Annotated in this window: 11 protein-coding genes; 5 read left to right on the top strand and 6 right to left on the bottom strand. The window is 43.2% G+C overall.

Annotation, left to right across the window (positions count from 1 at the left end; translation table 11 throughout):
• The first annotated feature begins 144 nt into the window (after positions 1 to 144).
• The 5 genes from BFP97_RS16800 to BFP97_RS16780 are packed head-to-tail and all read left to right on the top strand — an operon-like array spanning position 145 to position 3,975.
• Positions 145 to 1,998, top strand: coding sequence for a hypothetical protein (locus tag BFP97_RS16800; RefSeq protein ID WP_069843530.1), 1,854 nt, complete (start codon positions 145 to 147; stop codon positions 1,996 to 1,998).
• Between the two features lie 9 nt (positions 1,999 to 2,007).
• Positions 2,008 to 2,730 (top strand): hypothetical protein, encoded by a 723-nt coding sequence (locus BFP97_RS16795; protein WP_069843529.1) that lies wholly within the window; start codon positions 2,008 to 2,010, stop codon positions 2,728 to 2,730.
• 2 nt (positions 2,731 to 2,732) lie between these two features.
• Positions 2,733 to 3,242 carry a hypothetical protein gene (locus tag BFP97_RS16790; protein ID WP_069843528.1) on the top strand — a complete coding sequence of 170 codons (510 nt, stop codon included), beginning with the start codon at positions 2,733 to 2,735 and terminating at the stop codon, positions 3,240 to 3,242.
• A 9-nt stretch (positions 3,243 to 3,251) separates the two neighbouring features.
• Positions 3,252 to 3,560: a hypothetical protein gene (locus BFP97_RS20670; protein WP_139135350.1), complete on the top strand. Its 309-nt coding sequence runs from the start codon at positions 3,252 to 3,254 to the stop codon at positions 3,558 to 3,560.
• Positions 3,550 to 3,975: a hypothetical protein gene (locus BFP97_RS16780; protein WP_139135349.1), complete on the top strand. Its 426-nt coding sequence runs from the start codon at positions 3,550 to 3,552 to the stop codon at positions 3,973 to 3,975. The genes BFP97_RS20670 and BFP97_RS16780 overlap by 11 nt, the downstream gene beginning before the upstream one ends.
• 555 nt (positions 3,976 to 4,530) lie before the next feature.
• On the opposite strand, the gene BFP97_RS16770 is transcribed toward BFP97_RS16780, so the two are convergent.
• The 6 genes from BFP97_RS16770 to BFP97_RS16745 form a co-directional block, all read right to left on the bottom strand.
• Positions 4,531 to 5,322 (bottom strand): cation transporter, encoded by a 792-nt coding sequence (locus tag BFP97_RS16770; protein WP_221406649.1) that lies wholly within the window; start codon positions 5,320 to 5,322, stop codon positions 4,531 to 4,533.
• Entirely contained in the window at positions 5,322 to 5,921 is a 600-nt protein-coding gene (locus BFP97_RS16765) for a methyltransferase family protein (RefSeq protein ID WP_069843523.1), read from the bottom strand. The genes BFP97_RS16770 and BFP97_RS16765 overlap by 1 nt, the downstream gene beginning before the upstream one ends.
• Positions 5,922 to 6,059: 138 nt before the next feature.
• Complete coding sequence (locus tag BFP97_RS16760; RefSeq protein WP_069843522.1) at positions 6,060 to 8,552, bottom strand: heavy metal translocating P-type ATPase; 2,493 nt, start codon at positions 8,550 to 8,552, stop codon at positions 6,060 to 6,062.
• A gap of 4 nt (positions 8,553 to 8,556) precedes the next feature.
• On the bottom strand, positions 8,557 to 8,982 hold the full coding sequence (locus BFP97_RS16755) for a Fur family transcriptional regulator (RefSeq protein ID WP_069843521.1): 426 nt from the start codon (positions 8,980 to 8,982) through the stop codon (positions 8,557 to 8,559).
• Positions 8,983 to 9,068: 86 nt separating this feature from the next.
• Positions 9,069 to 10,292, bottom strand: a complete 1,224-nt coding sequence (locus BFP97_RS16750; RefSeq protein WP_255399481.1) for an efflux RND transporter periplasmic adaptor subunit — start codon at positions 10,290 to 10,292, stop codon at positions 9,069 to 9,071.
• An 8-nt stretch (positions 10,293 to 10,300) separates the two neighbouring features.
• On the bottom strand, positions 10,301 to 14,716 hold the full coding sequence (locus tag BFP97_RS16745) for a CusA/CzcA family heavy metal efflux RND transporter (RefSeq protein WP_069843520.1): 4,416 nt from the start codon (positions 14,714 to 14,716) through the stop codon (positions 10,301 to 10,303).
• Positions 14,717 to 14,746 lie beyond the last annotated feature (30 nt).

Genomic DNA, 14,746 nt, shown 5'->3' with positions numbered 1-14,746 from the left:
TCATTGGATTCAAAAGACATGATTTGAATTCAAAATATCTCTTTAACTATCTGTATTTCAGATATTTAACTTTGCTTTTCAAACCAAAAATGTTGTCGTTTGAAGTTCCTATTTGACAATGTCAATGGGACTTAAACTACGACTATGAAGATTATTAAATGGATTTCTTCAATCTTCTCAAGGAGAAAGATTGAAGATGATGACTTGAAAGTCATCAGCGACCCGAACTACCATGTTGATGGCTTACAGACATGGAGGAAAAGGGCTTTTGAAGCTGCCCGAAACAAACTGTCACTGAAAAATATTAATACGCAGTTGAGAACGCGCTTCGCCCAAGGCCTTAACATCGTATTGGAAAAGTATGATAAACTCATACTGAACTTAAAACCGAGGTTAGATGAGGCCATCAAAAAACTGACCATTATCCAAGACGGTAAGGAGTCATTCATTGAGAATGAGAAGGAGCAACTTTACACAGACAGAGCACATGACATCAACGCCATTGATAGTAAAGTTGAGAACGTTGATCGTGAGGTTGAAGAAACTGACGATAGAATCAATGATGTTGAAGCTGAGATTGATTCAAGAGGCATAGCAAAAATACGCAGATCATTTTTTGAGAAGGTGGTTCCTTCTGTTATTATCAGCATCGGCATTATTGGTACTGATTCTCCCTTCACCTGGGAGCCCATAGAGACACTCTATGACATTCCACCAATCTTTGCCATGCTTATGGGGCTCGCTCTGTCCTGTTTCATTGCCATGATGGGACACCTGGCTGGTAAATTTCTGACGCAAAAAAAGAAGACTAGGCTGGCCAAAGTATGTATTGGTATTGGTATCATACTGTGTACGGTCATACTGGTACTCAGAGCTACGCTTGATGATAACCTGGCACTGACCGGAACGCTCTTGTACCTCTTATTTGCCATTAGTGTTATCGTTTCTTATGTATACAATCTCAACAAGTTCAGTCATGACCTCATTGTCCTTGCCAAAGAGCTTCGAGCTCATCGAAGTCGATTGTTGAACGCAAAGTCCAAGCTTGAGAAACAACGCGCAAAAATCGTTCAGGAGATCACTGCCAAGGCTAAGAAAAACTACAAAACGACTCTTCGCGCCCAGGAAAACGATGTGAAGAGCCTCCGAGAGCAGCTCAACAATGCCGAAACTGACAGGGCCAATGTAGTTAAGGACTTTGCAGAGAAGGAAAAGCAAGCATTAGCCCAAATTCAGGACAGCTACGAGAGAGGCTTAAGGCGCGGTAGAAAGGGTATGGAAGGAGCTACCACAATTGTTACTTTACTAATGGTCTTTACTTTCCATACATCATTCGCACAGGATTATCTGTTTTTGCCAGACAAATCGATGTCTGGGGCCAAGGATCAAAAGATCAGTAGCCAGGAAGTATTTGATTTCCTGGCTGAGACCATAGGCATCGATTCAGTCAATTACTACGGGGAAGAAATTAACGTCTTTGTCTCGGTGATTGGTCAACAATCCATACCTGAGGTAACTAATCACAGCCTCGAGCCTAGTGGACATTGGCTCATCTCAAACAGGAAAAAGCGCATAGAAGAACAGAGAGAGTTTCTTAGGGAATTGAGATTCAGCCTGATCAACTTTATAGACTCTGATGATAATCATCAGCAAACACACTTCTACAGACCGTTTATGCACAGCCTGGGATACTTGGATACTACCAGGATCACCAGGGTTTATTGTTTGAGTGATCTGATATCGGAAAGTGAAGTGCTCGACATGGCTGAGGACAAGTATTTGAAAAATCCCTCATTACTCTACGGTGAAGACTATGAATTGCTCAAGGCCAAACTTCTTGAGGATGTGCCATTGCCAGATGACCTAAGTCACCTTGAGATCACACTTGTTTTTAGTGTCGACATGCAAAAGGACGAATTGTCCCTAGCTGCCTCCAGGTTTTGGTCCAGGTTTTTTGGCGAGAGAAAAGCTGTTGTCAAAACAAAGGCTACTCTTTAATCCAGGAATATGGATACTCATAGCGTTCATATCATTCGCAGGTACTCCAATGCCAAAATGTTGGAGTACCTGCGCACATGGAGAGGATGGCGCCTACTTGGGGAAGCCATTAAAATACAGAGCTTCAATTTCTCCGGCTTTTTCTGGGCACTCATAGCGGATTTATTTAGCTACCTAATTGAGGTGCTCGCCACCTCTGGTCGACTGATCTTACGAAGAAAACCTGGTAAACATGCGTTTGGGTCTTATTTATACCTGCATACACTGATCTTCTTCATTGCCATTAACAATCAGTCATTCAGCACCTTCATTGACACATTCAAAGGATTGTCTTTTCTGTTCTGGAAATTATTCTCTGGTATGGACATGACCTGGCAGACCATTTTTAGCCTGATCTGGCAGCCTTCCGGCAGTGCATTGGGTTACTATATTTTACTATTCGGTCTGGCCGGTTTATCAACAATACTATTGCGCCTTTTTGCAGACTGGGTTGATGATGAATCTCCTAACCGAAAGGGGAGATCTGTATTAATCTGGGCAATCCAATTGCGTACAAACAGAATATCTGCAGGGTTTATTGAAACATATATGGAACCAAGTATCTTCTGTCTGTCTGGTTGGGCCATCTTAGAATTTGGTAATGACACTCGGTTGGGTATCGTCTTGATTGCTGTTGGTATCTCAATATTTTACCAGGAATTTCGCGACTCGAGTTACCGAAACACATTTTAGTCATGCCTAACCTAGTGATTCTGATGTTACTTGTCCTGAGTTTTCCACTTGTTATCATGCTCATTGGTGACAAGTGGATCAACCGATTTAACACTTCTCTTACAATACAGTTTAAGCTTATAGGCACGATACCTAAGCGACTGATGAACTCCATTTCGGATATGTTCAAAACCACGGAGCCCGCTTATCACAACAAGAGGTCACGGTTTCGCCAGGAAGCTCATAAAAACTCGAATAAAGCATCAGCCAAAGACCGTTTCATCGATGCCTTTGAACTTCACTTTTCGCCCATAAACGGCAAGTTCAAAGCTTTCGATGTTCATAGAATAGGGGGGAGATTTTACAGCGACTTCTCAAATTCCATACATACATTAAATGGGAACAGTTTTAGGAGTTATCGCAATAAACTATACCAACAAATTCATCCGGATAAGGCGGCAAACAGTCATTTCACTGTAGACGAAGCCACTTCTATCTTTCAGTATTTTAACGAACATTTCCCGAAACAATGAACGTCTCTAATGAACACTCCTAGTGGATTTTACGGTCTTGAGCAATTCTTCTGTCTGGAGACCGATCAGCAAGCGACAATATTCAAGGGCTGCTTTTTCAGGGCATCCTTCTCCGAGGTTTATAATTCTTTGATAAACCACCACCCTAGAGGCAATCTGATCATCGCTCCAATCAACATTTTCGCACTGAGAAAAGGGTATCAATTCGTTGACTCTCTTCAAAAACAGTCGAACCACATTGATTTGCAAAGGATTCAATGGGGCGCTGATATCAAACATGATTTTATTCTATCAAAGCGACTTACATATGGCAAGTAGTAAAGAAAACCAACAACAAAGCCTGGACTATCTGAAGCAGGAAATAGACAAGGAGGTAGAAACAAAAAGACAAGAACTTATGCAGGATGTTCAACGCCAAATGGCCGAAAAGCAGTTCGTTGGACCAGAATTTATGCAGAAGGAGGCTTATCAGAATGAGCTCAATCGGCTGAACAATGAAGCTCAAAAAGAACTCATGGTATTCGAAACTCAGTTAGAAACGGAATACTACAAAGACTTTGGTGGCAGCCGGGAGGCCGCAGAGAAGCTGCTTTCTCTCGATCACCTGGATTCAAACTTCAATGAGAAGAGCAATACCGACCAAACCAAAGAGGCACCGGAACTTGATCAGGATTTTGAGAGGTCAAGTTCAAATTTGATAAACCCGGTTGATCCCGGAATGGATAAAGAGTGAGCTCACTGGCGGCATTCCTGCTGTTATCTATATATTCTTACGATATTTTGCAGTCTCACTGATAAGCCGAGCACTTGGCTTCGAACCTTTAGACTCTACTTCCGCCATTCCTATAAATTCAAGGATAAGACTCTGCTGATGGCGTATAACCCTCACATCTTGCTTGAGTCTTCTCAAAATATCTATTATATAGTACACTAAATCAGTCTGTTTCATGTTCGCCCCACAGCATTTATAATCAAGGCAAGAAACTAAACACATTCCACTTATGAACACAACCCTTAATTGAATCAAATTGAACTCTTCTAAGTGTGATAATTTATCTTATGGAAAATAAAATACTTTAAACGATCTTCTCTTAGCTTAACTACAATTAAGAAAGCAAAGGCCGTTAGCAGTCTTCCAACTCACAAAGCTTTCATCCTGTACTTTAATGTGGTTAGCAAAGTGACCTTTCGGTTTTGACCTGACCCCTTCCTACAGGTTGACCTACTCAAACAGTTTGTAACCTACCTTAGTTTCATTGCATGTAAATGGTTGTGAGTAAGCTCCCTACTATTTTGAAAGATTCAAAATTCTTACGGCACCTCTCAATACAAAAGCAAATACGATCCCACCTATTATCAAATCCGGCCATTTGCTTTCCAGAAAATAAACCATTATGCCGGCAAGTATCACCCCTCCGTTGACGATGATATCATTGGAGGTAAATATGGCACTAGCCTGCATATGAGCTTCCTTACTCTTGGCTTTATTAATGAGCCAAAGTGAAATCATATTGCCAGCTAAAGCCAGAAGTGAAACGATAATCATCCACTGAAACAAAGGCGTTGCACTGTCACTAAAAAACCTTCGTAATACTTCAGAAAAACCTATCAAGGCCAAACCCATCTGAAAGTAGCCGCTAATCTTCGCTACTCTTTTCTTGCGCGATAAAGCCGCCCCAACTGCTACGAGGCTCAGCCCATAAACAATAGAATCTGCCAGCATATCCAAGGAGTCAGCTATCAGTCCCATAGACCTTGAAATCCATCCGGTAGTCATCTCAATAACAAAAAACCCAAAGTTGATACCTAATACCCACCATAGGATTGTCCGTTGTTGGTCTTCATTTGCAGCTGTCGGCAATTCTGTTTCTACAGTATCTTCTAATTGGTCATTAAGCTTTAGTTCACCAATCGCTTGATGTATCGGATAGACATCACCCATATGGAACACTTCGAGCTTGCGTGCAGGAATATCGAATTCCAGATGCTTTACCTGGCTGAGAGGCTCTAACTTCATGCGGATCATTTGCTCCTCCGAGGGGCAGTCCATTTGACTTATGATGAAAGTGCTCTTGAATATCAAAGCCATCTTCGAGTGTTCTTTTTGTATTCTACATAATCGCCTTTTTGTACGGTTTCTAAATATTCCTCTTCCAATCGAACCTGAGTTTGTATGGTCACATAAGTCGTTAGCATAATTGAAAAACTCAAAATATTCGGAATGATCAGAAATGTTCCCAAATAGGAGATGAGTACCCCTAGAAATATTGGGTTACGCGAATATTTGAACAGTCCCTTGCTGATCAGTTTTGTCTTCTCATTGTAGTCAATACCAATCCGCCATGATTTTGACATTTGGTATTGTGCGATACTTGTCCAGATAAATGAAATAATCAGAAGCATAAGACCTGAAAACCTGAGCAGCTCATTTTCCAAATAGTCGATTGGTTGTAAATAATCATAAACACTTGGAAAAAACGAATAGCATCCGATAGACACCCATGTGAACAGTACCATCAGTTTATAAACCCTTCCGATATAGTCATGGGCTTTTTCCGATTTTCCAAAAACAAATGGATTTACCCCTGTCTGCTTCCAAAGAATCACTGACCTAAGAACAAAAACCAGCAGGAGGTAGAGTAGGGTCGCAATGGGTAAAAATATTTGATAAAAACTCATGATTATAAACTTATATTAATAATTCGACCATGCACTCATGTTCGTGTTTTCGGAAAATCAGGCCTCAAATGTGACCACCTGAAGATTTCAGAAGGAGAGTCCATTTTGCTGATTATGAATGTGATTTTACTCAATTTCTCACTTTTTATAAGCCAACAACCTCAAGGCATTAAATACTACCACCAGCGTAGAACCTTCATGAATAAGCACTGCAACACCAATATTGGCGAATCCGAAAACCGTAGCTGGAATCAATAAGGCTACTATTCCCAGGCTCATCCACAGGTTTTGCTTGATAATGCCTTTGGCCTTCCTGCTTAGCCCAATAGCGAAGGGCAATGTTTCCAGCTTATCGGCCATCAGGGCAATGTCGGCTGTTTCAAGGGCCACATCACTTCCTGCCGCACCCATGGCAATGCCCACTGTGCTGTTGGCCATGGCCGGGGCATCATTTACGCCATCGCCCACCATCGCTACTTTAGATTCCTTTTCCTTAAGTTTTTGAATAGCTTCTACTTTTTCTTCCGGCAGCAGGCTGCCCCAGGCATCTGTAAGGCCTATTTCTTTGGCTACTGCATCGGCCACTTTCTGGTTGTCACCGGTGAGCATAATCATGCGTTTGATGCCGATCTTCTTCAGTTGCTCTAAGGTATTTTTCGCTTCTTCTCTTGGCGTATCCATCAGGGCGATGATGCCTATGTAATTGTCATTCTGCCGGATGAGCATGGTGGTATTGCCATCAGACTCTAAGGATTTTACTTTTTCTTCTGTTTCCTTTGATGGCTTCTTATCATCCAGCGACTCAAACAACTCCAGGTTGCCAACGTAAACTTTGTCACTTCCCAGTGTGGCTTTGATCCCTTTCCCAAGCACGGCCTCAAGGTCTTTCGCCTCCGGTATGTCAGCACCCTTCAGTCGCTGTTTCCCGTCATGCACTACGGCCTTAGCCAATGGATGGTCACTGAGATTCTCTACCGCCACTGCTATTTTCAATAATTCCTCTTCATTCACCTCACCCAGGGCCACCACTTCGGTTAACTTAGGCTTACCTTCCGTTAGTGTTCCGGTCTTATCAAAAGCCAGGGCGGTAAGTACGCCTAAGTCCTCCAGTGGACGGCCACCTTTGATAAGCACCCCACTTTTGGCAGCCCTGGCTACTCCACTGAGCACCGCACTCGGAGTGGCAATAGCCAGCGCGCAAGGGCTGGCAGCAACCAGCACGGCCATGGCGCGGTAGAAGCTTTCGCTAAAAGTTTCGTCAATGACCAGAAAAGCGAAATGGAGCAACACCACTAGTACTAATACAGCAGGTACAAAATATTTCTCAAATTTGTCGGTAAGTTGCTGGGTAGGTGATTTCTGGGTTTGGGCTTCATTGACCAGTTTCACAAGGCGGGAGAGTGTAGAGTCCTTCGCTACTTTGATCACCTTTATTTCCAGTGTGTTGTTACCATTGATCGTACCGGAAAAAGCGCGGTGCTCGTCTTTGATGTCTTTTTCCTTTGACCAGTCTTTATCGGGATCATCCACCGGTGCTTTATCTACCGGTACACTTTCCCCTGTTATGGGGGCCTGGTTAACGCTACTTGTACCGCTGACGACCACCCCATCGGCAGAAATTTTGCTATTAGGCTTCACTACGATGATGTCTCCAATGCTCAGTTCCTCTATACCTACTTCTTTTGTTTTGCCATTTCTCTTGAGCAAGGCCGTTTTGGGGGCCAATTCTGCCAAAGCAGCAATAGATTTACGGGCCTTGTTCATGGCATAATGCTCCAGGGCATGGCCCATGCTGAACAGGAAGAGCAAAAGGGCCCCTTCTGCCCATTCACCAAGAATAGCCGCACCGATGGCTGCTACCAACATTAGGAAATCTATCTCAAAACCACCTTTGGCGACTGTTTGAATGGCCTCTTTAGCCGTGAAATATCCGCCAAAGAAATATGCACCTATATAAAGTGACAGGCTCACCCATGAAGGGACCGTTTCCACATAAGAAAGCCCAAACCCAATGCCTAGCAATACCCCGCAAATAACAGAAAAGATCAGTTCGGTATTTTTACCGAAAATACCCCCGTGTGAGTGATCGTGATCTTCACCTCTCTCATGATCATGCTCTTTTTCTTCTGACTCATACGGTTCAGATTTGCTGGCTTGCCGCAGAAATCGCTCGGCACTAACCTGTGTATCGGGAATGTCCAGGCCTTCTTTTCGCAAGGTTTTTAGTATTTCAGCCTCATCGGTCTGAGCGGTATCAAATTCCAAACGCACCATGCCTGAAGCCGAGACAGAGGCTTCCAGAATGACCGCTTTGTTACTAAGGTTTCGCTCTATGCTACGGGCATGGCGAGTGTGCCGTATCCCCTCAACTTCTATGAGTTTATGACCAAATTTTTTGGTGATTTCCGCTCCGGTTTGCTCCGCCAGTTTTTGGATATTGTGGATTGATATCACCTCAGGATCATAGTGAAAGCAGAGCTGTGGTACACCATTGTCGGTTTCATCAGCCACATGCACTTTTTCCATGCCTTTCTTTTCCTGGAGCTTTTGGATGAGTTTATAAACGCATTGATCTTTTTCATCAGGTACTTCAGGAAGCAGCAGAGGTATTTTTATTTTTAGTTTACCCATAATTCTATATAGTTTCGGTTAAACACTCCGGGCAAATTCCATTTAGCAACAGGCTGGTCTTCTTATTTTTATACCCCCTCGGCAGCTTGATATCCGGAGTCCTGAGTCGGGGTAAACAATAAGTAAGCTCACATACATTACAATGAAAGTGAGGATGGTCACCCTGATAAAGGCTGAAATCTTTCAGGTCATAGTTCAACCCATATGTAGGGAATCTTGTGCCATCATTAATGCTATGTACCAAACCACTTTCCTGGAAAATTTTCAGCGTACGATAGAGTGAAACCCTTTGAGATTTTGCTACCACCTTTCTTAGGTAAAAAAGACTGGTAGTGGCTTCCTGAGCTGCGAGCGTTTCCAGTATCAAGAGTCTCAAGGCCGTTGAGCGCAGCTTTTTCAGCGTCAATAATTGTTTAAACTTATTATCCATCGTTAGCATCTTTTAATGGGGTACAAAAAACTTATCCTCCCCATTAGACATAAGGATTCACTGCAAGGGAGGACATTAACAATCATCTAATGTTCATGTGAAGTCTCACTTTTCTTCATTTCTGAAATGAGGTAGTAAGCATTGTTCCAGGCTACAAGGGCCCCTTTTGGCAAAGGTTCCAAAAGCTTGATTTCAATCCAGCCATCGTCAATAAGACCCGTCCGTATCTCAACCGCTTTAAAAGCCCATTCTGTTTCCCCGTCTTCCTGATGTGAGGTGGCCATGAAAATATATGGTTTACCTTCTTCCTCTATAATAGCCGCCTCTGGCAAGGCAAAAACTGATTTAGTTTCTGTATGAATCTTGCCATTGATATACATGCCAGGAATAAGAAAGTCCCGCTTCTCCTCAATTTCTGCATGAACATGAACAGCCTTTGGGTTTTGCTCAAACTGTTTTCCAACAGAATAAATCTTTGCTGAAAGCATGGCCCCTGGTACGGACTCAACTGTGAAGAAGATGTCCTGACCCTTTTTGACTTTATGAACATCCTTCTCAAAAACCATGAGGTCTGCATGAATATGATCTGTGTTGACAATCAGGAACATTTCTGATTGAGGATCTACAAACTGACCAATCTGAACCTTGACTTTTTCGATGTATCCATCAATTGGACTGGTAACCGGTACATTTTGACGAACTCCCTCATTTCTTACTTCCAAAGCATTTAAGCCAACTTGATTCAGTTGAACTTCAAGTCCTTCTACCTCTCCCTTGGTGCTTTGATAATCTGCCAGAGTTTGTTGATAAGTTTTGCCGGAGCCCACTTTTTCTTCATACAACTTTTTTTGCCTTTTCATTTCCTTTTCCAGGTACTGCATCTGGCTAAGGGCTTTTATATAATTGGTTTGAAGCTGAGTCAGGTTAGGATGTGATAAGTTTGCTAAAACCTGTCCCTTACGAACTTTGTCCCCCTCTATCACATCGATAGTCACAACATTTGCACCCAAAACGGCTGTAACAGTGGCCTCATGTTGGGGGGGGACTTCCAACTGGCCATTAGCCTCCACCAGTCCGGAAAGAGGCCTGACCGAAAGAGTGTCTAATTTGATACCTAAACTATTAAACTTAAGTGAAGACAAATGTAATTCCCCTTCTTCAGAGTCCTTCTCCTCTTCATTCATTCCTTTTTGATTCTCGACTGTTGTCGCATCATTTCCTTCGCCCATACAGGCAGTGAAAAAGGTCATTGCTACAAGAAGGGTAACTATATATATGATCGTATTTTTCATTTTTTCTGATGTTTTCATTATTGAAACTATTGACCGATGAGGTATTCCAGGTGGATGAGGGCCTGATTGAACCCATTTATAGCGATGAGGTAATTGAATTTAATATCAAGTGCCTGATTCAGACTTTGAAAGTATTCCACATAATCAATGGCCCCACTTTCAAAGCTTTTTTGGGCGTTCTTGATCATTAAATCGGCCTGAGGTATCGCCTTTTCCTTATAGTAGGCCAGGCTACTTTGAAACTTTATGACTTCCTGCAACCCTTGACTGTATTGTCCCTGAAGACCCGTGTAGTAGTAGTCTGCTCTTATTTGCGCCATTTCTCTGTTTAGCTCCGCAGATTTAACTTTCGATTTATAAGCACCATAAAAAAGAGGGAGTGAGATGCCAAATTCCAGGCCATCGAATCTATCAGATGCTCCCGCCACGCTTCCGTCAACATTGGGGGTTCCGATCAACGACTGATTGAAATAACCAATAAACAGGTCCGGCAACCTCTTGGAAGATTGAACCGCCCGCTCAGCATTGGCTATGGCAACCTCTTGTCTGGTTAGTCCTAACAGTGGATTGTTTATCAGTGATGAACTACTTAGTGGAGCAATAAACTCCCTTTCTCGCAGGCCAGTGGGGTGGAAGGACAATTCGGTGCTGTCGTTTAGCAACACCTGAAGTTGTTTTTGCTGAATGGCCATGTCGGCTGTTAACAATCTCAACTGGTTTTGAATTTCCATGGCCCCCGTTTCCGCGCTGACCTTCTGCAGGTAATTCGCTTCCTGAGTTTCATACCTTAAGGTAGCGGTACGAACAAACCTGGCATAAATGGAATCCTGGTAGAGAAGAAGATTTTCCTTTGCCTCCAAATAGGCCAATTGGTACCATACCTGACGGATATTGCGCTTCAATTCGTTTTCAGTCACTGCAAGGAATTGCTGACTTCCTTTTGTTCTTTCTCCAGCGAGCTTTTTCTGATTTGAGTACACCGCGGGAAATTCAAAATTTTGACCAATACTGAAACTAAAGTCATTTTCAAAGCTGTTGTACTGACCAAGCTGAAAACCCAGGCTGGTTTTTCCAGGATTGAAGGATGATTTAGATCCTTGCTTCTCTATCGCAATTTTCGTTTTGGCTACCAAAACGCTACCGTTATTGGCCAGGCCAATGGAGATAGCCTCTTCCAGGGTATTGACCTGTTTAGCTTCCTGAGCACTGGCCGGTGATGGCACTCCAATAAGTCCGCCCACAACGAGCAATACAAGAATAATATTGGTATTAGGAGTCCGAAGCCCTTTCTTTTTGTCACTTCGCCTCTCTACGAAGGTGTAAAGCACTGGCAGTACAACAAGCGTGAGCAATGTTGCCGAAAGCATTCCTCCAATCACTACGGTAGCTAATGGCCGCTGCACTTCGGCACCTGCCGAACCTGAGAAGGCCATCGGTAGAAACCCGAAAATATCTGTGGTTGCTGTTAACATAATGGGTCTGATCCGTTCTTTTGTTCCTGTTAAAATTCGTTCTCGGATGCTGTTCACACCTTCCTCTTTTAATGAATTGAAGCGGTTAATCAATACCAATCCGTTAAGTACCGCCACCCCAAACAATACTATGAAGCCAACCCCGGCCGAAATACTGAAGGGCATGTCTCTCAACCAAAGGGCAAATACCCCCCCGATGGCTGCCAGTGGAATGGCTATATAGATCATGATTGATTGGGAAAATGAACCCAGGGCGAAATAAAGGAGTACGAAAATGAGAAAGAGTGCAATAGGCACCACTATGGCCAGCCTGCTCTTGGCTCTTTCCAGGTTCTCAAACTCACCTCCATAAGTAATGTAATAGCCAGGCGGAAGTTCCAGCTCTGCATCCAGCCTTGCCTGTATATCATTCACAACCGATTCTACATCTCTGCCTCGTGTATTTACCCCCACATAAGTCCTCCTGTAGGTGTTATCACGCGAAATCTGCATAGGACCTGGCACATAGCTGATATCCGCTACTTCTTTGATGGGAATCTGTGTTCCATCAGGCAAGTCAATAAACAAGGTTTTCAGGTCATCAATACTTTTTCGGTGGGCATCATCAAAGCGGATGACCAGATCAAAGCGTTTCTCCCCCTCAAAAACAACCCCGGCCACACCACCGGCAAAAGCAGCACTCACATACTCGTTCAACTTTTGAATGTCCAATCCATACTGTGCTACTTTATTTCGATTGTAATGGACGGTCATTTGAGGAAGGCCGGAAGTGCGTTCCGGACTAATATCTCCAGCACCAGGTACAGTCGAAATGATATCGGCCATCTCTTGTACCTTGGTAGCCAGAACCTCCAGGTCCTCACCGTACAGCTTGACAGCAATATCTTCTCTTACTCCCTCCAGCAATTCATTGAAGCGCAGTTCGACAGGTTGAGTAAATACCAGGTTAACGCCTACGAGTTGTTGATCCAACTTATTCTTGATGTTTTCAATCAACTCATCTTTGTTCTCAGCGGACACCCATTTGTCCTTATCCTTTTCCAAAATGAGGTACATATCCGCTATGTCCATGGGCATAGGGTCAGTAGGAATGTCAGCCACTCCGATACGGGCCGTTACCGTTTTTATCTCAGGAAAGTTTGCCATCAGGATGTTCTCTATCTTAATCGAAACCTCCTTGGATTCGGTAAGCGAACTACCTGGCCGGATCAACGCTTGCATGGCGATATCTCCTTCGTCCAATTGAGGAACGAATTCTCCACCCATTCGTGAAAAAGTAAATCCTGCCAGGACAAGTAGCACAAGGGCAGCTATGATTACTATGGCTTTAAATCTTAAGGCACTTTTCAGCAATGGAAGATAAAGGCGATTGATACCCCCAATTAACTTATCACTGACATACTCCAGCGATCGTTCGAAACGTCCAAACCAGTTTTTCTTGTTCTGAACAGGTTTCATAAGCAATGCCGACATCATGGGTACATAAGTGAGGCAAAGTACAATGGCTCCGATCATAGCAAAGCCGAAGGTATAGGCCATAGGCTGGAACATTTTACCCTCAACTCCGGTGAGAAAGAGTATCGGTGCAAAAACAATGAGGATAATGATTTGACCAAAGAAGGCGGAGCTCATCATGGTGCTCCCGGCTTCAGAGGCCAAGTCATCCATTACCTTCTGATTAAAGCCAAGCTTTCCAGACCTGATCCTTTTTTGAATTTCGTACACAGTGCCCTCTATGATTATGACTGCTCCATCAATGATGATCCCAAAGTCAATGGCTCCTAAACTCATCAGGTTTGCCCATACATTGAACTGCTTCATTAAGATAAAAGCGAACAGCAACGAAAGGGGAATAGTGGTGGCTGTAATGATTCCGCCTCGCAGACTTCCCAGCAAGATCACTAAAGCAAAAATGACAATCAAAGCCCCTTCTATCAGGTTGGTTTTTACAGTGTCAGTCGTTCGGGCAATAAGCGCACTCCTATCAATGATCGTGTTAATCTCTAATCCTTCAGGAAGTGATTTGGCCACTTCCTCCATACGGGCTTTTACGTTCTGAATAACCGCATTAGGGTTAGCACCCTTTAGCATCATAATGATGCCTCCGACTGCTTCCTTACCATCTTGAGTAAATGCGCCATATCTTACCTGATGGCCAAAATGTACTTTAGAAGCCACATCCCCAATGGTGACAGGAATACCGCTTTCAGTTTTGATTACAATTTTTCGAATATCGTCCAGGGAGCGAATAAGTCCTTCACCTCGTATAAAGTTGGACATCTTGTTCTTTTCGATATAGGCTCCACCGGTATTGACATTATTCCTTCCTAAAGCTTCATAAACTTGCGATATACTCACGTTCTGAGCGTTGAGTTTGTCAGGATTGATGGCTACTTCGTACTGTTTGATATAACCACCAAAAGAATTAACCTCAACCACTCCATCCAATAAAGTGAGCTGCCTCCTAACTATCCAATCCTGGATAGTGCGAAGCTCTGTTGGGGAGTACTTAGCCTCAAACCCTTCTTTTGGTTGAATGGTATATTCATAAATCTGACCAAGACCAGTTGAAATAGGTCCCATTGTTGGGCTACCAAATTTCTCCGGTATTGTTTCCTGCAACTCGTTGAGCTTCTCTTGTACCAACTGACGTGGAAGATAGGTGCCCATATCATCCTCAAAAACGATGGTAACTACTGATAGCCCAAACCTGGAAATAGAACGAATTTCTTCTACGCCAGGAAGGTTTCCCATGGCAAGCTCCACGGGATAGGTTACAAATTGTTCAATATCCTCAGTAGCCAGATTAGGCGAAACGGTCATCACCTGTACCTGGTTATTGGTGATATCCGGGACTGATCCCAGGTTAACAGTTGACATGGAGTAGATGCCTACTCCGATAAGAGCCAGCGTAAGCAAGCCCACAATGAATTTGTTCTTTATTGATAAAGAAATGATTTTGTTAATCATAAATAGATTGATTTAATATCTGATGTGAAT

The sequence above is a fragment of the Roseivirga sp. 4D4 genome (assembly GCF_001747095.1).
Classification (GTDB): Bacteria; Bacteroidota; Bacteroidia; order Cytophagales; family Cyclobacteriaceae; genus Roseivirga.
Note: the sequence above shows the minus strand (reverse complement) of the source record. Positions and strands in the feature narration are given on the sequence as shown.